The organism is Streptomyces mayteni, assembly GCF_054783955.1.
On the sequence record NZ_BAAGPR010000013.1, the window covers coordinates 1 to 23,041 of the forward strand.

General features: G+C 73.0%; 21 protein-coding genes and 1 pseudogene. 9 read left to right on the forward strand and 13 right to left on the reverse strand.

Annotation, left to right across the window (positions count from 1 at the left end; all coding sequences use genetic code 11):
• The 3 genes and pseudogenes from ACYVPE_RS08660 to ACYVPE_RS08670 all read left to right on the forward strand — a co-directional run.
• Positions 1-516, forward strand: a pseudogene (locus tag ACYVPE_RS08660) (type VII secretion protein EccE); the annotation flags it as partial.
• Entirely contained in the window at positions 513-1,343 is an 831-nt protein-coding gene (locus ACYVPE_RS08665; RefSeq protein WP_461032856.1) for a hypothetical protein, read from the forward strand. The pseudogene ACYVPE_RS08660 and the gene ACYVPE_RS08665, both read left to right, overlap by 4 nt.
• Positions 1,344-1,422: 79 nt before the next feature.
• A complete protein-coding gene (locus ACYVPE_RS08670) occupies positions 1,423-3,414 on the forward strand; it encodes a protein kinase domain-containing protein (RefSeq protein ID WP_461032857.1) in 1,992 nt (663 codons plus the stop codon).
• A gap of 16 nt (positions 3,415-3,430) precedes the next feature.
• Here ACYVPE_RS08670 and ACYVPE_RS08675 read toward each other — a convergent pair whose 3' ends face one another.
• From ACYVPE_RS08675 to ACYVPE_RS08685, 3 genes are all read right to left on the reverse strand, one after another.
• Entirely contained in the window at positions 3,431-4,609 is a 1,179-nt protein-coding gene (locus ACYVPE_RS08675; protein ID WP_461032858.1) for a ferric reductase-like transmembrane domain-containing protein, read from the reverse strand.
• A gap of 163 nt (positions 4,610-4,772) precedes the next feature.
• The gene (locus tag ACYVPE_RS08680; RefSeq protein WP_461032859.1) at positions 4,773-5,771 is read right to left on the reverse strand and encodes an FAD:protein FMN transferase; all 999 of its coding nucleotides are present in this window, start codon (positions 5,769-5,771) and stop codon (positions 4,773-4,775) included.
• Between the two features lie 26 nt (positions 5,772-5,797).
• Complete coding sequence (locus tag ACYVPE_RS08685; protein ID WP_461032860.1) at positions 5,798-6,499, reverse strand: DUF2271 domain-containing protein; 702 nt, start codon at positions 6,497-6,499, stop codon at positions 5,798-5,800.
• A 176-nt stretch (positions 6,500-6,675) separates the two neighbouring features.
• Between ACYVPE_RS08685 and ACYVPE_RS08690 the strand changes: the two genes are divergently transcribed.
• The gene (locus tag ACYVPE_RS08690) at positions 6,676-7,107 is read left to right on the forward strand and encodes a MarR family winged helix-turn-helix transcriptional regulator (RefSeq protein ID WP_461032861.1); all 432 of its coding nucleotides are present in this window, start codon (positions 6,676-6,678) and stop codon (positions 7,105-7,107) included.
• A 22-nt stretch (positions 7,108-7,129) separates the two neighbouring features.
• Here ACYVPE_RS08690 and ACYVPE_RS08695 read toward each other — a convergent pair whose 3' ends face one another.
• The 5 genes from ACYVPE_RS08695 to ACYVPE_RS08715 form a co-directional block, all read right to left on the reverse strand.
• Positions 7,130-8,110, reverse strand: a complete 981-nt coding sequence (locus tag ACYVPE_RS08695) for a cyclase family protein (protein WP_461032862.1) — start codon at positions 8,108-8,110, stop codon at positions 7,130-7,132.
• 68 nt (positions 8,111-8,178) lie between these two features.
• On the reverse strand, positions 8,179-9,612 hold the full coding sequence (locus ACYVPE_RS08700) for an MFS transporter (RefSeq protein WP_461032863.1): 1,434 nt from the start codon (positions 9,610-9,612) through the stop codon (positions 8,179-8,181).
• A gap of 156 nt (positions 9,613-9,768) precedes the next feature.
• Positions 9,769-10,902: a 3-oxoacyl-ACP synthase III family protein gene (locus tag ACYVPE_RS08705; protein ID WP_461032864.1), complete on the reverse strand. Its 1,134-nt coding sequence runs from the start codon at positions 10,900-10,902 to the stop codon at positions 9,769-9,771.
• Positions 10,899-11,591 carry an HAD family hydrolase gene (locus ACYVPE_RS08710; RefSeq protein ID WP_461032865.1) on the reverse strand — a complete coding sequence of 231 codons (693 nt, stop codon included), beginning with the start codon at positions 11,589-11,591 and terminating at the stop codon, positions 10,899-10,901. The genes ACYVPE_RS08705 and ACYVPE_RS08710 overlap by 4 nt, the downstream gene beginning before the upstream one ends.
• Positions 11,592-11,681: 90 nt before the next feature.
• Positions 11,682-12,806 carry a ScbA/BarX family gamma-butyrolactone biosynthesis protein gene (locus ACYVPE_RS08715; RefSeq protein WP_461032866.1) on the reverse strand — a complete coding sequence of 375 codons (1,125 nt, stop codon included), beginning with the start codon at positions 12,804-12,806 and terminating at the stop codon, positions 11,682-11,684.
• 305 nt (positions 12,807-13,111) lie between these two features.
• Between ACYVPE_RS08715 and ACYVPE_RS08720 the strand changes: the two genes are divergently transcribed.
• On the forward strand, positions 13,112-14,806 hold the full coding sequence (locus ACYVPE_RS08720) for an FAD-dependent monooxygenase (protein WP_461032867.1): 1,695 nt from the start codon (positions 13,112-13,114) through the stop codon (positions 14,804-14,806).
• Between the two features lie 110 nt (positions 14,807-14,916).
• Here ACYVPE_RS08720 and ACYVPE_RS08725 read toward each other — a convergent pair whose 3' ends face one another.
• The 4 genes from ACYVPE_RS08725 to ACYVPE_RS08740 all read right to left on the reverse strand — a co-directional run bounded on the left by ACYVPE_RS08725 (position 14,917) and on the right by ACYVPE_RS08740 (position 18,931).
• Complete coding sequence (locus ACYVPE_RS08725) at positions 14,917-16,161, reverse strand: AMP-binding protein (RefSeq protein WP_461032868.1); 1,245 nt, start codon at positions 16,159-16,161, stop codon at positions 14,917-14,919.
• 470 nt (positions 16,162-16,631) lie between these two features.
• Entirely contained in the window at positions 16,632-17,072 is a 441-nt protein-coding gene (locus tag ACYVPE_RS08730; protein ID WP_461032869.1) for a MarR family winged helix-turn-helix transcriptional regulator, read from the reverse strand.
• 180 nt (positions 17,073-17,252) lie between these two features.
• Entirely contained in the window at positions 17,253-18,266 is a 1,014-nt protein-coding gene (locus ACYVPE_RS08735) for a LacI family DNA-binding transcriptional regulator (RefSeq protein WP_461032870.1), read from the reverse strand.
• A gap of 92 nt (positions 18,267-18,358) precedes the next feature.
• Positions 18,359-18,931, reverse strand: coding sequence for an LOG family protein (locus tag ACYVPE_RS08740; protein ID WP_461032871.1), 573 nt, complete (start codon positions 18,929-18,931; stop codon positions 18,359-18,361).
• A gap of 450 nt (positions 18,932-19,381) precedes the next feature.
• On the opposite strand from ACYVPE_RS08740, the gene ACYVPE_RS08745 reads away from it, so the two are divergent.
• The 4 genes from ACYVPE_RS08745 to ACYVPE_RS08760 all read left to right on the forward strand — a co-directional run bounded on the left by ACYVPE_RS08745 (position 19,382) and on the right by ACYVPE_RS08760 (position 22,124).
• A complete protein-coding gene (locus ACYVPE_RS08745) occupies positions 19,382-20,605 on the forward strand; it encodes a helix-turn-helix domain-containing protein (RefSeq protein WP_461032872.1) in 1,224 nt (407 codons plus the stop codon).
• Between the two features lie 278 nt (positions 20,606-20,883).
• Complete coding sequence (locus tag ACYVPE_RS08750; RefSeq protein WP_461032873.1) at positions 20,884-21,120, forward strand: hypothetical protein; 237 nt, start codon at positions 20,884-20,886, stop codon at positions 21,118-21,120.
• 190 nt (positions 21,121-21,310) lie between these two features.
• Positions 21,311-21,658 carry a hypothetical protein gene (locus ACYVPE_RS08755; protein WP_461032874.1) on the forward strand — a complete coding sequence of 116 codons (348 nt, stop codon included), beginning with the start codon at positions 21,311-21,313 and terminating at the stop codon, positions 21,656-21,658.
• Between the two features lie 55 nt (positions 21,659-21,713).
• A complete protein-coding gene (locus tag ACYVPE_RS08760; RefSeq protein WP_461032875.1) occupies positions 21,714-22,124 on the forward strand; it encodes a hypothetical protein in 411 nt (136 codons plus the stop codon).
• Here ACYVPE_RS08760 and ACYVPE_RS08765 read toward each other — a convergent pair.
• Positions 22,102-22,821 (reverse strand): response regulator, encoded by a 720-nt coding sequence (locus ACYVPE_RS08765; protein ID WP_461032876.1) that lies wholly within the window; start codon positions 22,819-22,821, stop codon positions 22,102-22,104. The two genes, ACYVPE_RS08760 and ACYVPE_RS08765, sit on opposite strands and share 23 nt — an antisense overlap.
• Between the last annotated feature and the right edge of the window lie 220 nt (positions 22,822-23,041).

Below are 23,041 nucleotides of genomic sequence, written 5' to 3' on the forward strand. Positions count from 1 at the left end.
GTGGCCGCGCTCGCCGCCCGGCTGCGCGCCCGGCTGGCCGCGGTGGGGGCGCCGACGGTGCCGCTCGGCCCGGCCGAGGCGCGCCAACTGCTCAGGCAGGTGGGCGATCCGGAGCCGAACGGCCGTGCCCTGGCCAGCAACTGGGCGGGCGCGGCGGCCACCCACACCACGCTCACCGCGCACGTCGCCACCCAGGACGACTGGCACCGCCTGCTGTCCGGGCTCGGCGGCTGCGCCGCCGACCGGGTGGTGGTCGCGGCGACGCTCACCGCGCACGGCCCCGGGCTCCGCGTCCGCACCGCGGTGCGGGTGGTCAGCCCGCTCGCCCAGCACGCCATGGCCCAGCGCGACCGGCTGCTGGCGGCGGACGTGACCGGCCCGCCGGCCGCCGACCAGGCGGCCGGGCTGCTGGCCACCCTGCCGTTGGCCTACCCGGCCAGCCCACTCGACGAGGCCACCGGCTTCGCGCCCCCGCGAGAGACCAGATACGGACGAGGAGACAGCCGAGGACGATGAGCTCCCCCGACCCCTTCACACCCACGCCGCACGCCAGGGGCCGCCGCCCGGCCGACTCCCCCACCGTCCAACTCGACACGTCCCACCGGGCGTTCGGCAGCCGGTCGGGGCCCGGCCAGGCCGCCGACGAGCCGTCGACGCCCGAACTCGGCACGCTCCCCGCGGCGATCTGGCGCGACGACACCGCGGCCCCCTTCACCCTCGCCCCCGCCCAGGTGGGCGTCCACCTGGGCACCGGCCGGGACGGCAGGTCCGTCGCGCTGCCCTGTCCTGGGCCGGCCGGCACCCGCGTCGCGGCGCTCGGCGAGTCGCTGTTCGGCCGCCTCGTCGCGCTGCGCCTGCTGGCCGTCGGTGCCCTGGTCACCGCCGCCGTCCGGGAGCCGGCGGCGTGGCAGGGCCTCCGCCGGGCGGCCGGCGACCGACTCGCGTTCACCGACACCCCGGCCGCCTGGCCACGGCACACCCCCGCCCCGCCCGCGGTCGACGCCGGCCCGCAGGCCCTCGTCTGCGACCTGCGCCGCCCGCCGTCCGCCGCCGCTGCCGCCGGCCCCTGGCGCACCGTCGTGCACGTGACCCGCAACGCGCCGCGCGGCGCCGCCTTCTGGCACCGGCCCGACGCGCTGCTCGCGCTGGGGGCCGAGCACGCGGAGGCCGTCGGCCGGCTGCTCGGCCCTGCGGCCGCCCGTGTCACCGCCGAGTTGGCGCCGGGCGAGATCGTGCTCTTCCGCCCCACCGCCGCGGAGATCCTCCGCCCCGACATCGCGCCGGGCGAGAACGCGGTCCTGACCGCCGGTCCCGCCGCGGGGCGCGCTCCCGTCCCCCGGTGACATGCCCCGGATCGAGGCGCCATGATGGTCCCGACACGCCGCGTCCCAGCCGTACGTGGCGTCGTGAAGGGGGACGGCAGTGGAGCCGTTGTATCCGGAGGACCCGTCGACCATCGGCCCTTACCGGTTGGTGGCGAGACTGGGGGCCGGCGGGATGGGTCGGGTGTTCCTGGGGCGTTCGTCCACCGGACGGACCGTCGCGGTCAAGGTCGTGCACGCGGAGCTGGCGCGCGATCCGCTCTTCAGACGGCGGTTCAGCGGCGAGATCGACGCGGCGCGGCGGGTCAGCGGAAAGTGGACCGCGCCGGTGCTCGACCACGACATCGAGGCCGCCGCGCCGTGGGTCGCGACGGGCTACGTGGCCGGTTCCTCGCTGCGGGATGTCGTGGACACGCTGCACGGGCCGCTGCCCGAGCGCTCGGTGTGGGCGCTGGCCTACGGCCTGTCGAGCGCGCTGCTCGCGGTGCACGGCAGCGGGCTGATCCACCGTGACCTGAAGCCGTCGAACGTGATGGTGACGCTCGAGGGGCCGAAGGTCATCGACTTCGGCATCGCGCGGGCGGTGGACGCCAGCGCCGTGACCAGGACGGGTGGGGTGGTCGGCTCCCCCGGGTACATGCCGCCCGAGCAGATCAGGGGCGAGGAACTGACGGGCGCCGTCGACGTGTTCGCGCTGGGCGCGGTGCTCGCGTACGCGGCGACCGGGAAGCCGCCCTTCTCGTGGGACGGCACACAGGAGGCCACGGTGATGTACCGGGTCCTCCACGAGACGCCCGAGCTGGGCCCGGAGGACGGGCCGCTTCGGGGCGATCTGCGCACCATCGTGCTGCACTGCCTGGCGAAGGACGTGGCGCAGCGGCTGGACCTGACCGGCATCCCGTCGTTCGCGAAGCGGCGCGCCGGCGGCGAGTACTGGCTGCCGTCGGGGCTCACGGCGCAGCTGGGGCAGGCCGCGACGCGGCTGCTGGAGTTCGAGGGGCCGGAGGCCGATCGCCCACCGTCGTCGTGGGGCCCGCGGCCGCCGTCGGGGTGGGATCCGGCCGCCCCTCCGGGATCTCCCGCGCCCGTCGGTTCGTCGCTCCCCACCCAGGTTCCCGGCGAGGCTACGGGCTCGGGCTCGAGCTCCGGGTCGCCGGTACCGCCGCCCATGCCGGCGACTCCGCCGATGTCCCCGCCGCCCCCGCCACGCTGGCGTCGGGGCCGATACGCGCTGGCCTCGATGTCGGGCGCGGTGGTGTTCGCGATCTTCGGTTGGCTGCTCGCGACCAACGTGGCGGGGAGCGACGAGGACCGGCCGACTGACGGGGAGGGCGAGGGGGGCGAGCAGACCAACGGAATCACCGTGCACGCGGCCACCGCGCACGACCCGATCATCTTCACGGACGAGGAGACCGGCGAGCTCTCCGGATTCGAGGTGGATCTCGTCGAGGAGATCGGGGAGCGGCTCGGCAGGGAGGTCACGTTCGACCTGGTCGAGGACAGCACGGTCGCCGCCCAGACCGCCGTTCGAGACAGCGGCGCCGCCGCGCACGTCGCGGTGGGCAACTTCGTGGACAACGAGGAGGTACGAGAGGCGCTGGGCGTGGACTTCGTCAACCACTTCATGGACGGCTGGGCCGTGATGAGCCAGGACCCGGCGCGTTCCGGCGACCTCGCCGAGCTGTGCGGCCTGACGGTCACGGTCTACGAGGGCGACGACAACCCCACGGCGGACTCGGTGCGCCGCCACACCGAGGACTGTGCCACTCCCCCCGAGATCGTGCCGTTCGGGAGCAGGGGCGACATGGCGGCGGCGATCGCCGCCGGTGAGGCCGACGTGGCGGCGCTGCTGTACACGCAGGCGGCCGAGTACGTCGCCGAGAACCCGGACGCCGGGTTGAGCGTCGGCTTCGCCGACGGGAACGGCGGTGCCCGGGGCATCGCGATCCCGGCCGGGGAGGTCGAGCTGCGCCAGGAGTTCTTCGATGTGATGGGCGAGCTGATGCGCGACGGCACCTACGAGGAGCTGCTGCGGCGTTGGGGCATCGAGGAGGCGGCCATCGACGCGGCGGAGGTCAACCTGGGCAGCTGAGCGGCCCGCCCGGTGGCTAGCAGTCGAAGTGTTCGGTGAAGAGCTGGTCGCGCCGGACGCCTTCGGCCCGCAGGTCGCCCGTCGTGGCCTCGACGAAGCCCGGGCTGCCGCAGACGAAGTAGCGGGCGCGGGGTTCCGCGCGGTACGCCGTGGTGTAGCGGCGGCCGAGGCGGTCGCGGAGTTCGTCCCGGAAGGCGGCCTCGGCCGGGGACGAGACGATGTGCGTCAGGGACATCCGCGGCCCCGCGTGCCGGCGCACCAGGTCGACGAACGGGGTGACGCCGATGCCGCCGGCGATGAGGACGGCGGGCCGGTCGTCGACCGCGGCCTGCCTGGTGAACGTGCCGTAGGGCCCGTCGAGGCGCAACGCGGCGTCCCGGCCGAGCCGTTCGAGCCGGGCGGTGAACGGTCCCGCGCGCTTGACGGCGAAGGTCAGCGTGCCGTCCTCGTCCTGCCCCACGACGCTGAACGGGTGGGCCCTGGACAGCGCGTGGAGTCGCAGGTAGCAGAACTGGCCCGGCGTGGGGCGGCGGACGCGGCGGCGGCCGGCCGGGGCGACGGCGTACTGGGTGACGGTGGGCGTGAGCCTGGTCTTCGCCACCACCCGGTAGCGGGGTGCCCAGAGCGGGACGGCGAGCCGCCAGGCGGTGACCAGCGCGAGGCAGCCGGCCAGCGCCAGCCAGTAGGCGCGCAGCCAGGGCAGGTCGGCGAGGAAGCTGCCGATGCCGTAGGCGTGCAGGAACACCAGGCCGGCCAGCGGGTAGGAGACGTAGTGCACCGAGCGCCAGAGGCGGTGCCGGATCGCGGCCCGCAGCAGGGTGCTGCTCAGCCAGAGCGCCAGGAACAGCAGCAGGGCGAGGCGGCCGTAGGAGGTGTAGGTCGACTCGACCCAGGAGAAGTCGAGCACCAGCAGGTAGCCCAGGTCCTGGTGGTTGGCGATGGTCTCCAGCAGCGGGTGCAGCAGCACCAGGAAGGCGCCGCAGCCGCCGAGCCAGCGGTGCAGCGCGACGACGCGCAGCCGGTCGCCGCAGAGCCGCTCCGAGACCTGGCAGACGCCGAGCACCACCTGCCACCAGAGGACGAGCGCGCCGCCGAGCCCGACGAGGTTGGCGGTGTCCCCGACGTCCTCAGTGCGGGCGAGCACGGGGAGGAACGGCAGGACGGTCAGGAGCATGACGAGGGTCAGGCGGGTCATGTGAGGTCCTGTCCTGTCGATCTTGTCGGATCGGCCCGCGGCTCCCCCAGGCCTGGCGGCCTGGGTGGGGGTGCCCCCTGCACGGAGTGCTTGGGGGAGTGCCCCCGTTCGCTTCGCTCAAGGCGCCCCACGCGGCGGAGCCGCACATCGACCGCAGCGCGGCTCATACCTGTCCGTATTCGCGCGCGGCGCCTGACATGCCGCTCCGCGGCGTGGGGTAACGCGGCGAGGTGCCGTAGCTGGCGGGACGGGCCCGAAGAAGATCGCCCGGACAGGGCCTGGATTCCAACGGCAGGTCGGGCGAGTGGCGGACGGTCCCGTCGCGGTCGACGGTGAGCCAGGCCGCGGTGGGGTCGAGGCCGGCCAGCCAGCCGGGACCCTCGGCGGTGCCGAGGATGGTGAGGCAGGTCGCGTAGACCTCGGCGGCGGCCAGGTTGCCGGCCAGCACGGTGGCCTGGAGGCAGTCGGAGTCGGCGGGTTCGCCGGTGCGCGGGTCGATGATGTGGTGTGCCCGGCCGCCGGTGGCGGTGGGCCAGCTGCGGCGGACCACGCTGCTGGTCGCCACGGCGGCGGAGCGTGGCAACTCCAGGACGCCGACCGGCTCCTGAGCCGTGGGGTGGGCGACGCCGACCCGCCAGGGCCGGTCGGCGTGGCCGCGCCAGGCCACCAGGTCGCCGCCGGCGTCGATGAGGCCGCGCTCGGAGCACAGGGCGTCGGCGGCGGCCTGGACGCTCCAGCCCTTGACGAAGCCGCCGAGGTCGACGGCGACGCCGTCCGGGAGCCGGATGGTGCCGTCGTCGTGGTCGAGGTGGACAGGCGGGGTTCCGGCGGCCCTGGCCGGGGCCGGCTCGGCGGGCTCGGCCGGCTCGGCGACGCCGATGGCGTCGAAGTCGACGGCGTAGCCGGCGCGGGCCACCTCGGCGCCGAGGAACGGGCTGAAGAGGCCGCCGGTGCGCTTCTGGTGGGCGCACGCCTCGGTCAGGACCCGCAGGAACAGCTCGGAGACGGCGACCCGGCCGCCGGCGTTGGCGCGGGAGACGTCGCTGTCGGGGCGGAACCGGCTGAAGACGGCCTCCACCTGGTGGAGCCAGCCGAACACGGCGGCGGCCTCCCCTGGCGGCAGGACGGCCAGCAGCTCGGTGCCCATCACCCGGTCGCGCATCGCCCGCATCTCACACCAGCCGACGGTCAGGAGCCGCGGGTGAAGGTCGTCACGGTGTCCGGGTCAAGCGGCTCGCCCGGGGTGAAGCTCGCCCGGACGTCCTCGACCAGGGTGGGCTCCTCGCGGGCCTCGTCCGGCAGGTAGACGGCCTCGGCGCGGGACTCCCCCGCGACGTCGCCGAGTTCGATGGTGCCGGTGTGGAGCACCCGCCGCTCCCACAGCAGGTTGCCCTCGATCCGGTAGGTGTAGCGGCCGGGGCGCACCGGGACGCCTTCGCGGTCGGTGCCGTCCCAGTAGAGGGTGTGCTCGCCCTCGTCCTGCGCGGGGCGGCTGGCCGACTCGATCTCCGCTTGGGTGGCCTGTTCCCAACCGGCGGTCTCGCGCCAGGCGGACAGCGACTCGGGGCGGCGGTCGTAGCCGCCGTTGGCGGTGAAGCTGGTGGCGAAGAGGGTGCGCACGTAGGCGCCGCTCGCGTCCTCGATCCAGACCGCGATCTGGTTGCTGGCGTGGGTGGGGACGCGGTGGAGCCGGTAGGAGACGCGGACCAGGCCGAGGCTCTCGGCGGTCGGCGCCAGGGTGGCGGTGGTCGCCGGGACGGGCCGCCGCTCCTCGGCGGCCGCGGCGGGGGCCCGGTCCGGCAGCTGGTGGAGGTACGTGCCGGTGGCGGCGACCGCCACCCCGCTGATGACCACGATCGGCACGATCAACCGACTCGTGCGGTCCGGCATGGAACCTCCCTCAGGCATGCGCTGACCATTAGCTACCTTATGGCCCTAGGATGACGAATGCCAATATGTCTTTTCATAGCATTTACCATCAGCAGCACCGCTCATGGTGCCCCTCGGAGCGATTCGGCAAGATACTGACGGCCACACAACGGCCCCTGAAACGGAAACCAACCACTGTGACCGATCTCCCGGTCGATGAACGCATCGGCCACCACGTCAAGCGCGCGGAGCAGCACCTCATCGCCGCCAAACACTCCGCCGTGCAGGAATTCGGGCTGACCGTCTCGCAGTACACCGTGCTGCTCGTACTGTCCACGGAGCCGGGCCTCACCGGGGCCGCCCTGGCCCGCCGCTGCCTGGTGACCCCGCAGACGATGTCGACCGTGCTGGCCACCATGGAACGCGTCGGCCTGGTCGAGCGGTTGCCGCACCCGACGCACCAACACGTGCTGGAGACCAGGCTCACCCCGCTGGGCAAGGGGCGGCTGCGCCAGGCGGACAAGGCGGCGGTCGCCGTGGAGCGGCGGCTGAGCGAGCTGTTCACCCCGGAGGAACACAAGGTGTTCGTGGAGTATCTCGGCCGCTGCTCCACGGCGTTGGAGCAGTGACGTTCCGGCAGGGCCCGGGCGGTCAGACGAGCGCGAGCGCCCGGATCTGGCCGCCGAAGCCGCCGCGGTGCTTGGGCGCGCCGACCACCAGGGTGGCCCCGTGGTCGGGGGCCGAGTCGAGCGCCGCCAGGTTCTCGATGCCGTACCTGCCGGAGGGCAGCAGCGTCTGGTGGGTGAGCGGAACGGCCGCCGCGCCGCCGTCCAGGCTGCTGGTGTCGGTGCCCGCGCCGACCACGTTCCGCTCCTCGATGAGGAACGCCGCCGCCTCGGGGCTGATCCCCGGGAAGTGGAAGACGCCGCCCGAGTCCTCGTTGAGGAAGGCGCCCGGCGTGTTGACGCGGCGCCACCAGCCGGAGTCCACCGCGACGAACGACCGGGCGGGCAGCCGGCCGTAGCGGCTCTCGTACCGCCGGATGTCGGCCACGGTCAGCCGGGTGTCGTGGTCCCTGGCCGCGCGGTCGGCGATCCGGATCACGACGAGCGGCACCACCAGCAGTTCGGCGGAGATCTGCTCCACCGTCGGCTCGCCAGGGCCGAAGTGCCCCGGCACGTCGATGTGGGTGCCCGAGTGCTCGTTGATGGTGAGCAGGTTGGCGTTGAAGCCGTCCACGTCGATGAACCTGACCTGCTCGATCTCGGGCTGGTCCATGAGCTTGTAGACGACGGGGAAGTCCTCGCCGAGCTCGTGCGTCAGGTCCACGACCCGCGAGGTACGGCCAGAGCCCTGGCCGCCGCGGCCGGTGGCGGCCGCGGCGTTGGCGACGCCGCCGAGCGTCGCGGTGGCGGCGATGCCGGCGCCGCCGATCGCGGACATCCGGAACAGCGCGCGGCGCCCTACGCCGCGCCCGGCGGGCTCGGCGGCCGGCTCGGCGCCGCCCTCACCGGCCGCCGGCTCCTCGAACGCCGGGGCGTGGCTCTGCTCCGCCACCACCGCGCCGTGGACGTGCGGCGGCTGGACGTGCGCGGGCATGTGGACCTGACGCATCAGGGACGGACTGCACATGGGACTTCCTTCACTACGACGGAGCGGGTACGACGGGACGGCCGCGGCGGCCGGCTGGCGGCAGGTTCCTAGGCGGCGACGGCCGGTTCGCCGACCGGCTCGGGGGCGGTCCTGGTGAGCAGGCGCCACACGACGGCGGCCCCGCCGAGGGAGAGCGCGGCCACCACCCACAGGACGACGGCGAGGGAGCCGGTGTAGTCGGCGGCCAGCCCCTCGACGGCGTCGCCCCGCAGCAGCGCGGCGGCGTCGTCGCCGCCGACCCTGCCGTGCAGCAGGGTGGAGAGCGCGGCGCCGACGGCGGCGATGCCGACGGCCTCGCTGGTGAGCCGGACGGTGTTGAACAGGCCGGCCGCCATGCCGCTGCGGCCCGGCTCGACCACGGAGACCGCGGTGCCGTCGAGCACGGCGAGCGAGAAGCCGAACCCGGCGCCCACCAGGGCGACGGCCACCGGGTTGAAGCCGGTGGTGAGCCAGGCGGCGCCGAGGCCCTGGGTGAGGAGGGAGAGCACCAGGATGGTGCGGGCCGAGAGGCGTTGGGCGATCACCCCGGTGAACATCGGCACCACGAGCGCGGGGATGGTCATGACCGCGAGCGAGAGGCCGATCCGGCCCGAGTCGGCGCCCTCCACCGCCTCCAGGTAGGGCGGCAGCACCACGAGCAGGGCGACGAAGCCGAAGGCCAGCACGGTGGGCACCACGCAGACCGCCGCGAACCTGGGCACGGCGAGCAGCGAGACGTCGAACAGCGGCTCGGCGCGCCGGCGTTCGACGGCGCCGAAGGCGCAGAAGAGGCCGACGGCGGCGGCCGCGGTGACCAGCACCACGGGGTCGGTCCAGCCGCGCTGCTGCACCTCGACCAGGGCGAAGATCAGCGCCGAGAGGCCGGCGGTGAAGGTGATGCCGCCGGCCCAGTCGACGTCGCCCTCGGGGCCGCGGGACTCCCGGATGACCGTCGGGCTGACCAGCAGGGCGACCGTCGCCACGGCCGCGATGACGGCGAACAGGGTGCGCCAGCCGCCGAGCGCGATCAACCCGCCGCCGATCAGCGGGCCGAGGGCGAGCCCCAGGCCGATGCCGGTGCCGAGCATGGCGAAGACCCGGGCCCGCCTGGCCCCGGTGTAGGCGTCGGCCAGGATGGCGCTGCCCGAGGTCATGACGCTGGCGGCGCCGGCGCCGGCGAGCGCCCTGGCCAGGTCGACCACGGCCACCGAGGGGGCGGCCGCGGCGATGAAGAGCGCGGCCGCGAAGACGGTGAGCCCGCCGAGGAACACCCGGCGCCGGCCGAGCCGGTCGGCCAGCGAGCCGGTGACCGCCATGAAGGCGGCGAAGGTCAGCATGTAGGCGTTGGCCACCCACTGGGTCGCCGCGACGCCGCTGTCGAACTCGGAGCCGACCTCGGGCGCCGCCAGCGCGCCTCCGGTCAGCGAGATGGGTAGCAGCGCGGCGGCCAGGCCGACCACGGCCGCCACCGACCATGGCTCACGCGTGGGTTCTGAGGTCATGGCCATGAGAGGGAACCTCACCAATTCTCTGGAACGTAAGACCACTTAGCTATATAAGACATCTTATGATTGCCCCCGAGGTCGCCGTCAAGGGTTTGACCGAGAGCGCGGGGGACGGGCGCGGCCCGACACGGGCGAGGCCGCGCCCGCCAGCCGTCAGGCGGCCGCGCCGGCCTGGTGGCCGACTCGCCGCGCCGCGGCGTCGTCGTGGGCCGGCCGCGCGTGCGCGGTCCTGCCCCAGCCGATCAGGGCCGAGCCGACCGCCATCCCGCCGCCGAAGGCGGAGAGCAACACCTTGTCGCCCGCGGCCAGTTCGCCCCGCCGGTGCACGACGTCGAGCGCGATGGGCACCGAGGCGGCGCCGGTGTTGCCGTGGCGTTCGACGGTCAGCTGGAGCTCCGCGTTGACCAGCTTCAGCTCGGGCCAGACCTCGCGGAGCATCACGCCGTTGGCCTGGTGCGGGACGAAGTGCCGCACCTCCTCGGTGCCGACGCCGGCGTCCGCCAGCAGCTTGTGCACCGCCTTCGGCAGGTTCTCCTGCACGAAGCTGCGCACGCCGCGCCCGTCCATCTGGAAGAAGTGCGAGCCCGCCTCGACGGTGTCGACCGAGGCCGGCAGCCGACTGCCGCCGGCCGGGACGCCGATCAGCCGGTGCTGGTCGCCGCGGCTGAGCAGGCTCGTCGCGAGGATCCCGGCGTCGTCGCCTGGCGCGGTCCTGCCGAGCAGCACCGCGCCGGCGCCGTCGCCGAAGAGGATGGCCGTCCTGCGGTCCGAGTAGTCGAGGATCCGGGAGTAGATGTCGGCGCCGATGACCAGGCCGTAGCGGCCCTCGTTGGCCGGCTCGGTGCGCAGCACCCGCTCCACGAGGGAGAGCGCGTAGACGAAGCCGGCGCACACGGCGTTGACGTCGAAGGCCACCGCGTTGACGGCGCCGATCAGGTGCTGGACGAAGCTGGCCGTCGGCGGCTGCGGCTGGTCGGGCGTGGAGGTGGCGAGCACGATGTACCCGACCTCGTCGGGGCGCACCCCGGCCTGCTCCAGGGCCCGTTGGGCCGCGGCGGCTGCCAGGTCGGAGGTGGCCTGGTGGTCCCGCGCCCTGCGCCGCTCGCGGATGCCGGTCTTCCGGATGATCCACTCGTCGGTGACGCCGGCGCCGCGGCCGATCTCCTCGTTGCTCACCACCACGTCGGGCAGCAGGGAGCCGGTGCCGAGGATGCCGATGGGAGCCGCGCCGAAGGGGGTCATGCCGACGGGGGACGTGCCGAGGGGGGACGTGCCGAGGGGAGTCATATCGTCTCCAGTTCGCGGAGTTCGGCTTCGCCGTCGTCGATCGGCAGCCGGCGCCAACCGGCCTTCTCCGCATGGGCGTTCAGGCCCGGGTCGGTGCCCACCACCACCGGGTGGCCGACCGCGCTCAGCAGGTCGAGGTCGCTGATGTGGTCGCCGTAGGCCGCGCACTCGGCGAGGTCGGCGCCCCGCACGGCGGCGGCGACGTGCGCCACCCGGCCCTTGGCCGCGCCGATCATCGGCACCAGCACCTCGCCGGTGAGGCGCCCGCGGCGGATCACCGGGCGGGTGCCGATCGCCCAGGTGGCGCCGGTCTCCTCCGCGATCGGGTCGAGGCAGGCGAAGAAGGAGCCGGACACGAGCACGATCGGCTCGCCGGCGGCGGCGTGCGCGTCCAGGGCGCGCCGGGTCTCGGGGACGAAGAGCCCCCGCTCCGTCTCGTGGGCGAACCAGTCCTTGCCCACGGCGGCCAGTCGGTCGGCCTCCTCGCCCGCGTAGAAGCGGTAGTACCTGCGGTTGATCTCGTGGCGCGGCACCCCGCTGTCCGCGCCCCGCCGGATCTCGCCGACGAGCCTTTCGTACGTGCCTGCCGGCTCGCCCCTGCTTGCCAGATAGAACTCCAGGAACCGGAACATGCTCTTGGTCCGGATCACGGTCTCGTCGACGTCCGAGAACACCACGGCGTACGTCATGGCTTCTCCACTCCCTCGCTGGTCTCGCTTGGTCGTGCTTGCTCTGGTCTGTCGCTGCCTGCTGGTCGGTCCCCCGTCACCCATCGGCGTTCAGCCGAGTGACACGCGGGTCAGGGTGAGGTCCATCACGCACAGGAGTTCGTCGCGCTGTCGCGCCTCCACCCGCACCGGGAGCTGTTCGAGCGCCGCGCCGGTGCCGCGCTCGGTCGACTCCTCGCCTGGCTCCGGGAGTTCGAGCTCGCCGCCCTGCGTGTAGTAGGTGCCGGGATCGGTGGGCTCGGGCGCGACCCGCACCCGTTCGCCCGCCTCCGCCGTCAGGACGGTCGCGTCCTCCAGCTCGCCGAAGCGGGTGAACCGGACGCTGAGGTCGGTCGGGAAGAGCTTGGCGGCGGAGACGCCGCGGGCGTCGAGCGCGGTGAAGAGGGCGAGTTGCCGCGCGCCCTCGGCGATCACCATGCCGGGCAGGTGGTCCTGCGGGTGGTCGAACATGCTCGGGTGGTCGGCCGGGATGCGCAGCGCCGCGCGGCCGGTGTCGCCGGCGGCGACGGCGTCGAGCAGGACGACGTTCTCCGGCGCCGAGCGGCCGACCAGGTGCGGCGTGACGGGCGTGCCTGGCGTGCTCTCCGGGGAGTTGGCCGAGGACGGCAGGGCGCGGCCGCCGCGGTTGCTCAGCCGGAGCGTCAGGTAGTCGGTGGGGGTCTTGAACCGCAGGCCCATCTCGGAGGTGCCGACGACGGTGCCGTCGACCGACAGCTCGATCCGGTAGTCGAGGCCGGTGACGCGGCCGTCCCGCTCCTTGCGGTTGACCACCTGGACGCGCATCACCAGCGGGCAGGGCGACGGGCCGACGAGCAGCGCCGGCAGGTGGGTGAGCCGCAGGCCGAGGTGGGTCAGGATGAACTTGTCGTCCTCGGCGACCCCGTAGAAGCGGTGCGCGCCGCCCAGGTTGGCCTGCCGGCAGGCCTCCAGGATCAACAGCGGGTCGTAGGCGCCAGGGCGCAGCTGGTGGTCGCCGTAGTAGGCGTGCGAGCGCGGGAGTTGGGCCGCGGCGACATAGCTGTCCTCGTCGGTCCTTCTGAGATCGGTGAGGAACACCTCGCCGAGGGCGTCCCGGTGGACGAGGAGCCGGTCGACGGTGCGGCTGTAGTCGAGCTCCGGCTCGTCCGGCAGGGTGCGCGCCGGCGCGTGCTGGCGGGTGAACGATGTGGTGCTCATTGAGGTGCGACCTTTCTCTGGCCGTACTGGGTGTGAGCAGAGGTGGCGTTCTCGGACGACGACGTCGTCGCGCCGGGGCGCGGTGGCCGCTGGCGCGGCCGCGGTACGTGGTCCTTCGACGTCGTGGAACGCCGGTGGCTGCCCGGTCCGCGTCGACCGGGCGACGGTCAGACCCCGGGCTGGCGACACGCCGTGAGGTCGCTCATCGAGGCGCTCCCTAGCCTAAGGGGTCGATCCATCATATGATCGCGAATGACCATAAGAGATCTGATCCCCGTCGTCAATCAGATAGGAGTCAGGGGCATATGCCAAGCGCTGATGAGACCGCTGAGACGCCGCACGGCGACGCGCCCGGCCAGGGGTACGACGTCCTGGTCGTCGGCGGCGGACCGGTCGGGATGATGGCCGGCTGCGAACTGCTGCGCCGCGGAATCCGGGTACGGATCATCGACCGCGCGCCGGAGCCGACGTCCTTCCCCAAGGCCCTCCTGATGTGGCCGCGCAGCATCGACCTCTTCGAGGACCTGAACGCCCTGGGCGAACTGCGCGAAGCCGGCCTCGCGATCAACGCGTTCAGCTACTTCTCCGACCGCCGCCGCCTGGCCACCTTCGACTTCCCCGACCCCCTCGTCCCGCTCTGCCTGCCGCAGAACGAGACCGAGCGGATCCTGCGCGGCGTCCTCGAACGACTGGGCGGCACCGTCGAACGCGGCGTCCGGCTGCTCAACTTCGACGGCCTCGACTTCTCCGGCCGGATCGACGGCGTGCCAGGACCGACCGCGATCCTGGAGCACCAGGACGGCCGGATCGAACGCACCGGTGCCGCGTTCGTGATCGGCGCGGACGGCGCGGGCAGCACCGTCCGCTCCCTGATCGGCACCGGATTCACCGGCTCCACCTACGAGTCGGCGTTCGCGCTGGTCGACGCCCACATCGAGGGCTCGCTCCCGGCGGACCAGGCCCTGTACTACCAGTCGCCGGCCGGCGCGCTGGTCATCGTGGCGCTGCCGGACGGCGTCTTCCGCTTCTTCAGCAGCCTGGCGCCGGGCGAGCAGGTCAGCGTGGCGAGCATGCAGCGGATCGTGGACGAGCGCGGCCCCCAGGGCGTACGCATCAAGGACCCGGTCTGGGAGAGCGTCTTCCGGGTGCACGCCAGGCACGCCAACGACTTCCAGCTTGGCCGGGTCTTCATCGCGGGCGACGCCGCGCACATCCACAGCCCGGCCGGCGGGCAGGGCCTCAACACCGGCATGCAGGACGCCCACAACCTGGCCTGGAAGCTGGCCGCGGTCATCCGCGGCGAGGCCCCGGCCGAGCTGCTGCGCAGCTACGGTCCCGAACGCGCCGCCGTGGCACGGCAGGTGGTGCGGGACACCGACATCCAGACCCGCGCCTGGATGGTGAAGCGACGCTCCGAGGTGGCCGTCCGCGACGTCGCGTTCCGGCTCGCCGACCGGACCGGCGCGATGTCCCGCTTCTACGCGCCGGTGATGGCGGGCCGCCGGATCTCCTATCCCCCGGTGCGCGACACCCAACTGCCGCGCGGCCGCCAGGCGTCCTGCCGGATGCTCGGCAAGCTGCCTGGCCGGCTGAAGATCGGCGCCGTCTTCCCCCGCGATCTCGCGGTGTCGCTCGGCATCGCGGGCCCCGACGCCGACCCCATGGGCTGGAGCCTCGTCGCCGTGGGCGGCGCGGCCACGACGCCGGGCTGGCGGGCCGGGCTCGACGCCGTGGTGGCGGAGCGCGGCCAACTCGCCCTGGTCGACCTGCCGGTGGCCGCCGCCCGCCGGCACACCGGGTGCGGCAGGCCGGGCTACTACCTCGTCCGCCCCGACGGCCACATCGCGGCGCACGGCCACACCGGCGACGTGGACCGGCTGCGCACCGAACTGACCGCCCTGCTCGGGGACGCCCCGCTCGGGGAAGGGAAGACGCCGCTCGCGGCGCCGGCGGGCGCCACGCCCCGCGGCCGCGCCACCACCAGGCCGGTCACGGCCTGAACGCGCCCCGCGGACGCCGACCACCGGCTCACGGCGCCACCTTCGGGCGCCGTGGGCCGGGCCCCGCCCGGACGACCGCCCCCGCGGACGCCCCCGCGGACGCCCCGGGTTCACCCGGCGCTTTCGACCACCAGCACGGGCGGCTCCTCGGAGTCGCCGCCGTGCAACCGGTCGACGACGACCACCTGGAACCCCTCGGCGTGCTCGGCCTTCGTCGGGTCGAGCGCCAGGTGGCCGTTGAGCGCCTGGTACCTGATCCATTCGCGCGTGTAGTGATCGTCCGGCACGCCGTCCGCGAGAACGACTCTTAACTCGACCGTCTCGGCGGTCTCGTCCGCGCCCTCGGTGGTGACGACCGCCACCTGGGCCGCCGTCACCTCGCCGGTCTCCAGGGCCAGATCGACCAGCTCCCTGGCCCGGATCGGGCGCCCCTGGTAGACGATCGACGGCGTGATCCGGCCCAACACCCTGATCGCGCCGCCCTCCCGACCGCACCCGCAGTCGGCGGGCGCCCCCAGGTCGCCGATCAGATACCGGATCAGCGGCGGCGCCCGGTGCACCCCCGTGGTGGTGACCAGGATCCGGCCGCCGTCTATCTCGGCGTACTGGTGCGGCAGCGGGTGGAAGACGCCCTCGGCGCAGCCGGGACCGCGGTGGCCGACCATCCACGCCTCCGCCGAGCCGTACAGCTGCCACACCTCGACGCCCGGCAGCAGGCGGGCGATCTCCCGCTGCGGCGTGGGGTCGTGGAACGCGCCGCCGATCAGCAACTTCCGCAGCCACGGCAGCTGGTGGCCGGCCGCGGCGTGCCGCAGCAGCCGGTCGACGATGTCGGGCGGCGCGGCCAGCGCGTTCACGCCGTACTCGGCGCAGAAGCCCAACCACCGGTCGAGCTGGCCGTCCTGGAGGTCGCCGACGGGCAGCGCGGAGGCGCCGGCGCGGGCGGCGAGCTGGTTGTAGAACGAGTGGGTGGGCCAGGTGCGCCCGGCGGGAAAGAAGTTGGCCAGCACGTCGCCGGGGCCCAGGGCCGCCCAGGAGCCGTGGACCTCCTCCACGAACATGTCCTTCGGCAGCAGACTCATGCTCGGTCTCGTCAGCGTGCCGCCACCCGCGTAGATGAGGGACCCGCCGTCCGGGCGGCTGTCCCGCAGCAGTTCGTCGGTCGCGACCGACAGCTCCAGGGGCGTCAGCACCGGCAGGCTGTCCAGGGCCAACGGTTGCTGTGCGTCATCGAGGCTGCTCAGGTACTTGCGGTGGAGGGAGGGAATGCGCCGGGCCCCCAGGAGGATCAACCGCAGATGCGTGGTCGAAACCTCCGCCTTGGCCTCATGAGGTGGTTGCTTCGTGGACGACATTCTCGTAGACCTCCACCACAGACGTACGTGTGGACCGGCTGGCACGGCCCTCACAGCTATGGAGAAGATACCCCTCTGATGGCTTGATTTGGTTTCCGATAGGTGCATCTTGTGGGCGGCTCACGAATCGCTGGTGGAAACGGGTGGCGCCCCGTCAGCAAAACGGAAATATACCGTCCAGTTCTTTACATGCCCCGTCACCGATAACTCTCGCATTGGCCGACGAGCGCGACGCGCCAGGTCCAGACCGCGTCTCCCACCCACGCCCACGACCTGCGCGGGAACCGCGGCCTGCGGGGCGGGCCGCCGTGCGCGCCGCACCGGGAAATCCGGAACGCACGCTTCGGACGTCACCGAGGGCAATGTGAACCGGGGTCGAAATTTTACCTCCGCCTTACCGTCTGGCTGGAAAATTTCCCCCCACGTCGTGCAATGGCACCCATCATGAACAAGCCATGGCGCCCGGCCGGCTAGCCGTCGGACTCGCCACCGAGCGCGTCCAGACATCGGTCCAATTGCGCGAGGAAAAGTTCCGCCTCACCGGTTGTGAAGGCATCGGTCAGTTTCTGTTCGACTTCGGTGACGGCCGCGTCGGCCCGGTTGAGCAACGTCCGCCCGGTGCGGGTGAGCCGGCTCTCCAGGACGTGCTGGTGCACGGGATGCGGCTTGCGCTCCACCAACCCGCGCCCCTCCAGCGTGGAAAGAACCGATGACATGGTCTGCGGAGTGACCATGCAGCGGCGGGCCAGCGCCGCCCCCGACAGTCCTGATTCCTGAGACAGCGCGAGCAACACGTTGTACTGGGGCACATTGACCTTGAACGGACGCAGCACCGAGTGCTTCGCCGACACCAGCTCTTGCTCGACCCTCTTGATGCGGTGGCCGATGCGCTCGTTAACAGGAAGGGGCATATCAACCACGCTATGTAGATGGTTTCCGCTTGGACAAGACCACGTACGGAGGTACCGGAACCCTGGGAATGGAGTGCATGAAGGGATTGGCGTTACGGGAGGGGACTGCGTGAAGAGTATCAATGCCACCCCCCTTCGACGGCCCTGGGTGAGACCACCCCGCTCCGCCCGCGGGCCGGGTCAGTCCTTCGGCGGAGCCGTGCTGTCCCGCACGACGAGGGTGGTCGCGATCTCCACGCCGAGCCGCGGCGCCGGCTGGCCACGGCCGAGGGTCAGCGCCAACTCGGTGGCCGCCACCGCCATCTCGGTCAGCGGCTGGTGCACCGTGGTCATCGGCGGGTCGACCCAGGCCACCACCGGCAGGTCGTCGAAGCCCACCACGCTCAGGTCCTCGGGAATCCGCAACCCGAGTTCCCGCGCCGCCTGGTAGACGCCGAGTGCCTGTAGGTCGTTGGCGGCGAAGACGGCGCTCGGCCGGTGCGGGCCGGTCAACAGGGCGTGCGCCGCCTCGTACCCGCCCTCCCGGTCGAGCTCGGCGCGGACCACCAGGCGGTCGTCCACCGGCAGGGCCGCGTCCTCGAGCGCGGTGCGGTAGCCGGCCAACCTGGCACGGCAGCACAGCACATGGTCGGGCCCGGCGACCATGGCGACGCGCCGGTGCCCCAACTCCACCAGGTGGCGCACGGCCGACTGGCCGCCCCGCCAGTTGGTGGCGCCGACGAACGGCACGTCGTCGGGGAGCGCGGTGGTCGGGTCGAAGACGACGAACGGGATGCCCTTCGCCCGCAGTTGCTCACGCTCCACCGCAGTCAGCTGCGCCACCGACAGCACACACCGCGGCCGCCGGCCGACCGTGTCCTCGATGGACATGCCGCTGGACTCGTGGAGGCCGAACTCCGAGACCACGACGCCCACCCGGCGCGCGCGGGCCACCTGCTCGACGCCGCGGATGATCTCCACCGCCCACATGCTCTCCAACTCGCGGAACACCAGCTCCACGACGTTGCCGCGGCTGCCCGGCGGCTTGCGGTACCCGTACTCGTTGACCAGCGCCTCGACCCGGGCCCGGGTGTCGTCGGACACCCCCGACCTGCCGTTGATCACCTTCGACACGGTGGGGACCGAGACGCCCGCCGACTCGGCGATGTACGCGATGGTGACCGGCGCCCGCCCGTCCGCCCGCTTCTCCGCCACGCTCGCGCCTCCCCGTCCCCGGCCGGCCCGCGCCGGCCCTCGCCATTCTCGCACCGGAACCCGCGGGCCGAAGGGGCGACGACGGCGATCCTTCAGTTTCCGCGCGCCGGCTGCGGGGCCTCGCGCAGCCGCTCCTCCAACGCGTCGAGCAGGCCGGGAAGTTCGGGCGCGACGACGAGGTCGTCCAGCGTGGCGGCCGGCAGGAAGCCGGCGTCGGCGATGCCGCGCAGCGCGTCGAGCAGCGGCGTCCAGAAGCCGCCGGCGTCGAGGAGGCCGACGGGCTTGGCGTGGAAGCCCAACTGGCGCCACGACCACACCTCGAAGATCTCCTCCAGCGTGCCGAGCCCGCCGGGCAGCGCGACGAAGGCGTCGGCGTGCTCGGCCATCAGCGCCTTCCGCTCGTGCATCGAGTCGCAGACGTGCAGCGCCGTCAACTCCGCGTGCGCCCACTCCCGTTCGACCATGCTGCGCGGAATGACGCCGACCACCTCGCCGCCGGCCCGCAGCACAGCGTCCGCCAGCACCCCCATCAGCCCCCGGCGGCCGCCGCCGTAGACGAGGCCGATCCCCCGCCTCGCCAGCTCGGCCCCCACCCCGGCGGCCAGTTCGGCATGGGCCGGGTCGCGTCCGTCGGACGAGGCGATGAAGACGGCGAGGCGACGCACGAGAACCTCCGGAACGGCAGCGGCGGACCCTCCGGTCTACCACAGCCGCACCCGCCCCGACCACGGTTTCCCTCTCCTCCCCCGGCGCCCTGGCGGTAGGAGGGCGGGTAGTACCCCGGTACTACCCGCCGCCCCCGGATCGGGACCGCGGTACGGGCCAAGGCGGCCCTCGCACCTGCCCCGGGCTCAGCGCGAGACCCTGGCCAAGCTACTCGCTCGCGTACACCCGGGGCATCCGTGGCTGGTGGATGAGGACGCGGACTGCGACGTGAGGGACGCGACGCGCCCGTTCCGACGGGCCTACCGTCACACTCGCCGAGCCAAAGTCATCGGGTACCTGTGTGCGAGGTGGCGTGGCTGATGGGCCGGACACGCGGATCCGGCTCCACGCGGGAAACGCCGTCCTATGCTGGCGAGTGACGAACTGTGCCAGATAGGACGGGGATTACCATGCCCGACTCCACCGTGTCCGGCGACCGGCTACGCCAGTTCCGCCGCGCTCGCGGCCTCACCCAGGAAGGTCTGGCCGAGCGGGCCGGGCTCAGCCTGCCCACGATCAAGAAGATCGAGCGCGGCGGGACGGCGCGGATCGAGACCTATCACGCGCTCGCCCGGGCCCTCGGCATCCGGACGAGCATGCTGTTCGAGCCCTCCGGCCCGCAGCGCCGGCTCGATTCGGACGCCGACCGGATCGACCTCATGCCCATGCGACAGGCCGTCGCGCCGCCGATGACCGCGGCGGGCCGGCTCGCGATGGCCACGGTCGAGCTGGAGCCGAACCTGGACCAACTCCGGCGTACGTCCCGGTCGCTTGACCAGCTCTACCACGCCGACGACTACCAGCCGCTGTCCGAGCTGCTGCCGGCGCTGATCGTCAGCACCCACGCCGCCGTCGACCACTTCGACGACGGCCCGCACCAGGCCGAGGCACTTCGGCTGCGGGCCGACGCGCTCCAGATGGCCGGCCGGTACCTCACCCAGCTGCGCGCCTACGACCTGGCGCACCTGGCGCTGCGGGACGCCATCCGGGACGCCACGGCCGGCGGCGACCCCCTGAGCGCGGCGGCCGCCATCGATCTCCAGGGCTGGACGCTCATGCGCGAGGCCCGGCTCGACGAGGCCGAGCAGCTGGCCGCGGCCACGGCCGAGAGCGTCGAGCCGCGGTTGTCCCGCGCGACACGCGACCAACTCGGGGTGTGGGGGGGCCTGCTGGTGAAGGCCAGCGCGGCGGCCGCGCGCAACAACCGACCGGCGGAGGCCCGGGACTATCTGCGGATGGCGCGGGCGGCCGGCTCCGCGCTGGGCGACCGCCTAGGCGGAGTCGCTTACCGAAGCGGAACATTCAGCAATCTGAGCGCGGCGTATCAGGCGATCGAGAACCACATGGTCTCCGATCGGCCCGACCGCGTGCTGGGGCTTTCGGAGCGCATCTCGGCGGCGGCGGCGCCCACCTCGAACACCAGGCACCGCCACCTGCTGGACGTGGCACGGGCGCACGCCACGCTACGGCAGGGCGACCAGGCCGAGGAGATCCTGGCCGGCATCCACGCCGAATCGCCCGACTGGCTGCGCCATCAGCAGATGGCGACGGACGTGTTCACCGATGTGCTGCGGAAGCGGCGGCGCCTGACGAAACGACAGCGCGAGCTGGCACTGTTCTTCGCCGTGGTGTGACGGAAGGGATAGGGAACGTATCCCTTCCCCGGTGAGTCCAGCTCGAAGGGATGCGACCGACACCTGTAGCAGTCTTGTCACGGAGCGTAATTTCACGGCATGGCTGATTTCGCCCAACCGTCGCCCGATCGAGCCGAGGACGTCACGCTTGTCACCGGACTCGAAGGGGCCATAGACGTGGCGGAGCCTGTCACGTGTTCCTACTGCCGCCTCGCCATCGTGTCGGTCGACGACCATGCGACCGACTGCTGTTGGCACCCCGGGAAGGCGGTCGCCCGGTGAGCGTCGAGGCCCCGGGGACGAGGACGCGGTGGGCCGCGCACGCGCTGATGGGCCACCTGGTAACCGACCCCGCCACGGGCAGGGTCGGTCGGCTGGACGGCGTACTGGAGTTCGTGGCCAACGGCTCCGGCCGGGTCATCGCGGCCGAGGCGCACATCCGGCCGGTCGACGGCAGCGGGTGGGAGTGGAAGGCCCGCCCCGATGTCCTGGTGGCGGTGGCTGATGCCCCGTGAGTGCGCGCGCCACCGCCGGCCGCGCCGGGACCCGATCGCCGTGGCCCTGCTACTCCTGGCCGGCTGGGTCGCTGGGTGGCTGTCGGCCGCGCTGCTCCAGGTGCTCCTCCGATGATCGTGCTTGGCGTCGTCGTGACGCTGCCGGTGGTGTGGTTCCTGCTGGCCACGACCGGGCTGATCGTCGCGGGCCGTGCGCGGTCTGCTGGCATGGACGCGCTGGAGCCGCCCTGCTGCTCCCGGCGACGAGTACACCTCGCTCCTGCACATCGGCCTCGGCCCGCTGCGCCGCGACCTGCTCGACACCCACCTGAAGTGGGACAACGACCGGGTCCACGAGGTGCGCACCGTCGAACTCTCCGTCTGCCTCGGCGAGGAAGGACGCGGCCGCGGCTTGGCCGCTCCAGCGGTTCCACTGGCCGCTCGACACGCCTACGAGACGGCTGGCGTCCGGGTCATGGGCACTCGCCGGGACGGCGGCTACTGGGAGGGGCAGCTCCGCGACGAAGTCCTGATGGAGATCGTCCCCGGCGACATGTGACCGCAGCGGCGGGACCCCGCCGAGGCGCTCGGCACCACGCCACGAGGAGGACCACATGAGCAGCAGCCCAACCGACCGCGTGCTGGCCGAGGTGGCCAACACCCGCCGGCGCCAGGACATCAGGTGGGGTGAACAGAACCACCCCGCCCTCGCGCCCTGCGGCGACGACACCGCGACGCGTGCCGCCTACGAGGCCGACGCCGACCGGTGGAAGGGGATCAACGACGAGCGCGCCAAGGCCTCGGCGCCCACCGCCGGATGCCCGGAGGGGGCGGCGCCGCACACGCACACGGCGTGGGACGGGATCCTGCTGGAGGAGGTGTACGAGGCGCTGGCCGAGGAGGATCCGGCGGCCATCCGTGCCGAGTTGGTCCAGGTGGCCGCCGTGGCCGTCGCGTGGGTCGAGGCGATCGACCGGCGCACCGCCCAGCAGATGGCCACGATCAGGACGAGGCGTCGCCGGTGAGCCCGGCCGCCGCCCCGGCCGGCCTGTCGCGTCGGGCCCGCGCGACGAGGCCGGTCTCGTAGGCGATCACGACGAGTTGGGCGCGGTCGTGCGCCCGCAGCTTGCTGAACAGGCGGCTGACGTGGGTCTTGACGGTGGCGACGCTGATGTGGAGCTGTGCGCTGATGTCGGCGTTCGAGTGTCCCGCCGCCACGTGGACGAGGACCTCTCTCTCGCGCTCCGTGAGCGGATCGAGCAGGGTGGACGAGACGCCGGAGTCGAGGGCGCGGCGGTTGACGAAGTCGCGGATGAGACGCCGGGTCACGCTCGGCGCGAGGAGCGCGTCGCCGGCGGCGACGGTGCGGATTCCCGCGAGCAGCTTCTCGGGCGGGGTGTCCTTGAGGAGGAAGCCGCTGGCGCCGGCCTTGAGGGCGGCGAACACGTACTCGTCGAGGTCGAAGGTGGTGAGGATGACGATCCGGATGGCCTCGGTGGCCGGGTCACCGAGTAGCTGCCGGGTGGCCTCGATGCCGTCCATGTCGGGCATCCGCACGTCCATCAGGATGACGTCGGGCAGGTGCCGGCGGCCGGCTGCCACGGTGTCGCGGCCGGTGCTGGTCTCGGCGACGACCTCCATCTCCGCCGCGGCGTTCACGAGCACGCTGAAGCCGGCCCGTACGAGGATGTGGTCGTCGGCTATGACCACCCGAATCGTCATCGCCGGCCTCCGGATGCGGACGTCGTAAGGGCACCGCAGGCAACCACCGTACAGGGCCGTACGGCGGCGAGTGGGGGGTCGGGTCACGGTCGCATCCGCGCGTACATCCAGGACTGTATGCCGACGGCCGGTACCCCCCTGGCCGGACGCCCGGATCGGAACGCAGCCTGACGACGCCGGGGCCTCCGCGGCGGCAGGCTCTGAGCTGCGGGAGGTCCGT

Excerpts from the sequence above, each read along its gene's own strand:
- ACYVPE_RS08665 (WP_461032856.1), top strand. The coding sequence starts at position 513 with ATGAGCTCCCCCGACCCCTTCACACCCACGCCGCACGCCAGGGGCCGC.
- ACYVPE_RS08675 (WP_461032858.1), bottom strand. The coding sequence starts at position 4,609 with ATGACCCGCCTGACCCTCGTCATGCTCCTGACCGTCCTGCCGTTCCTC.
- ACYVPE_RS08680 (WP_461032859.1), bottom strand. The coding sequence starts at position 5,771 with ATGCGCGACCGGGTGATGGGCACCGAGCTGCTGGCCGTCCTGCCGCCA.
- ACYVPE_RS08685 (WP_461032860.1), bottom strand. The coding sequence starts at position 6,499 with ATGCCGGACCGCACGAGTCGGTTGATCGTGCCGATCGTGGTCATCAGC.
- ACYVPE_RS08695 (WP_461032862.1), bottom strand. The coding sequence starts at position 8,110 with ATGTGCAGTCCGTCCCTGATGCGTCAGGTCCACATGCCCGCGCACGTC.
- ACYVPE_RS08700 (WP_461032863.1), bottom strand. The coding sequence starts at position 9,612 with ATGACCTCAGAACCCACGCGTGAGCCATGGTCGGTGGCGGCCGTGGTC.
- ACYVPE_RS08705 (WP_461032864.1), bottom strand. The coding sequence starts at position 10,902 with ATGACTCCCCTCGGCACGTCCCCCCTCGGCACGTCCCCCGTCGGCATG.
- ACYVPE_RS08710 (WP_461032865.1), bottom strand. The coding sequence starts at position 11,591 with ATGACGTACGCCGTGGTGTTCTCGGACGTCGACGAGACCGTGATCCGG.
- ACYVPE_RS08715 (WP_461032866.1), bottom strand. The coding sequence starts at position 12,806 with ATGAGCACCACATCGTTCACCCGCCAGCACGCGCCGGCGCGCACCCTG.
- ACYVPE_RS08720 (WP_461032867.1), top strand. The coding sequence starts at position 13,112 with ATGCCAAGCGCTGATGAGACCGCTGAGACGCCGCACGGCGACGCGCCC.
- ACYVPE_RS08725 (WP_461032868.1), bottom strand. The coding sequence starts at position 16,161 with ATGTCGTCCACGAAGCAACCACCTCATGAGGCCAAGGCGGAGGTTTCG.
- ACYVPE_RS08730 (WP_461032869.1), bottom strand. The coding sequence starts at position 17,072 with ATGCCCCTTCCTGTTAACGAGCGCATCGGCCACCGCATCAAGAGGGTC.
- ACYVPE_RS08745 (WP_461032872.1), top strand. The coding sequence starts at position 19,382 with ATGCCCGACTCCACCGTGTCCGGCGACCGGCTACGCCAGTTCCGCCGC.
- ACYVPE_RS08760 (WP_461032875.1), top strand. The coding sequence starts at position 21,714 with ATGAGCAGCAGCCCAACCGACCGCGTGCTGGCCGAGGTGGCCAACACC.
- ACYVPE_RS08765 (WP_461032876.1), bottom strand. The coding sequence starts at position 22,821 with ATGACGATTCGGGTGGTCATAGCCGACGACCACATCCTCGTACGGGCC.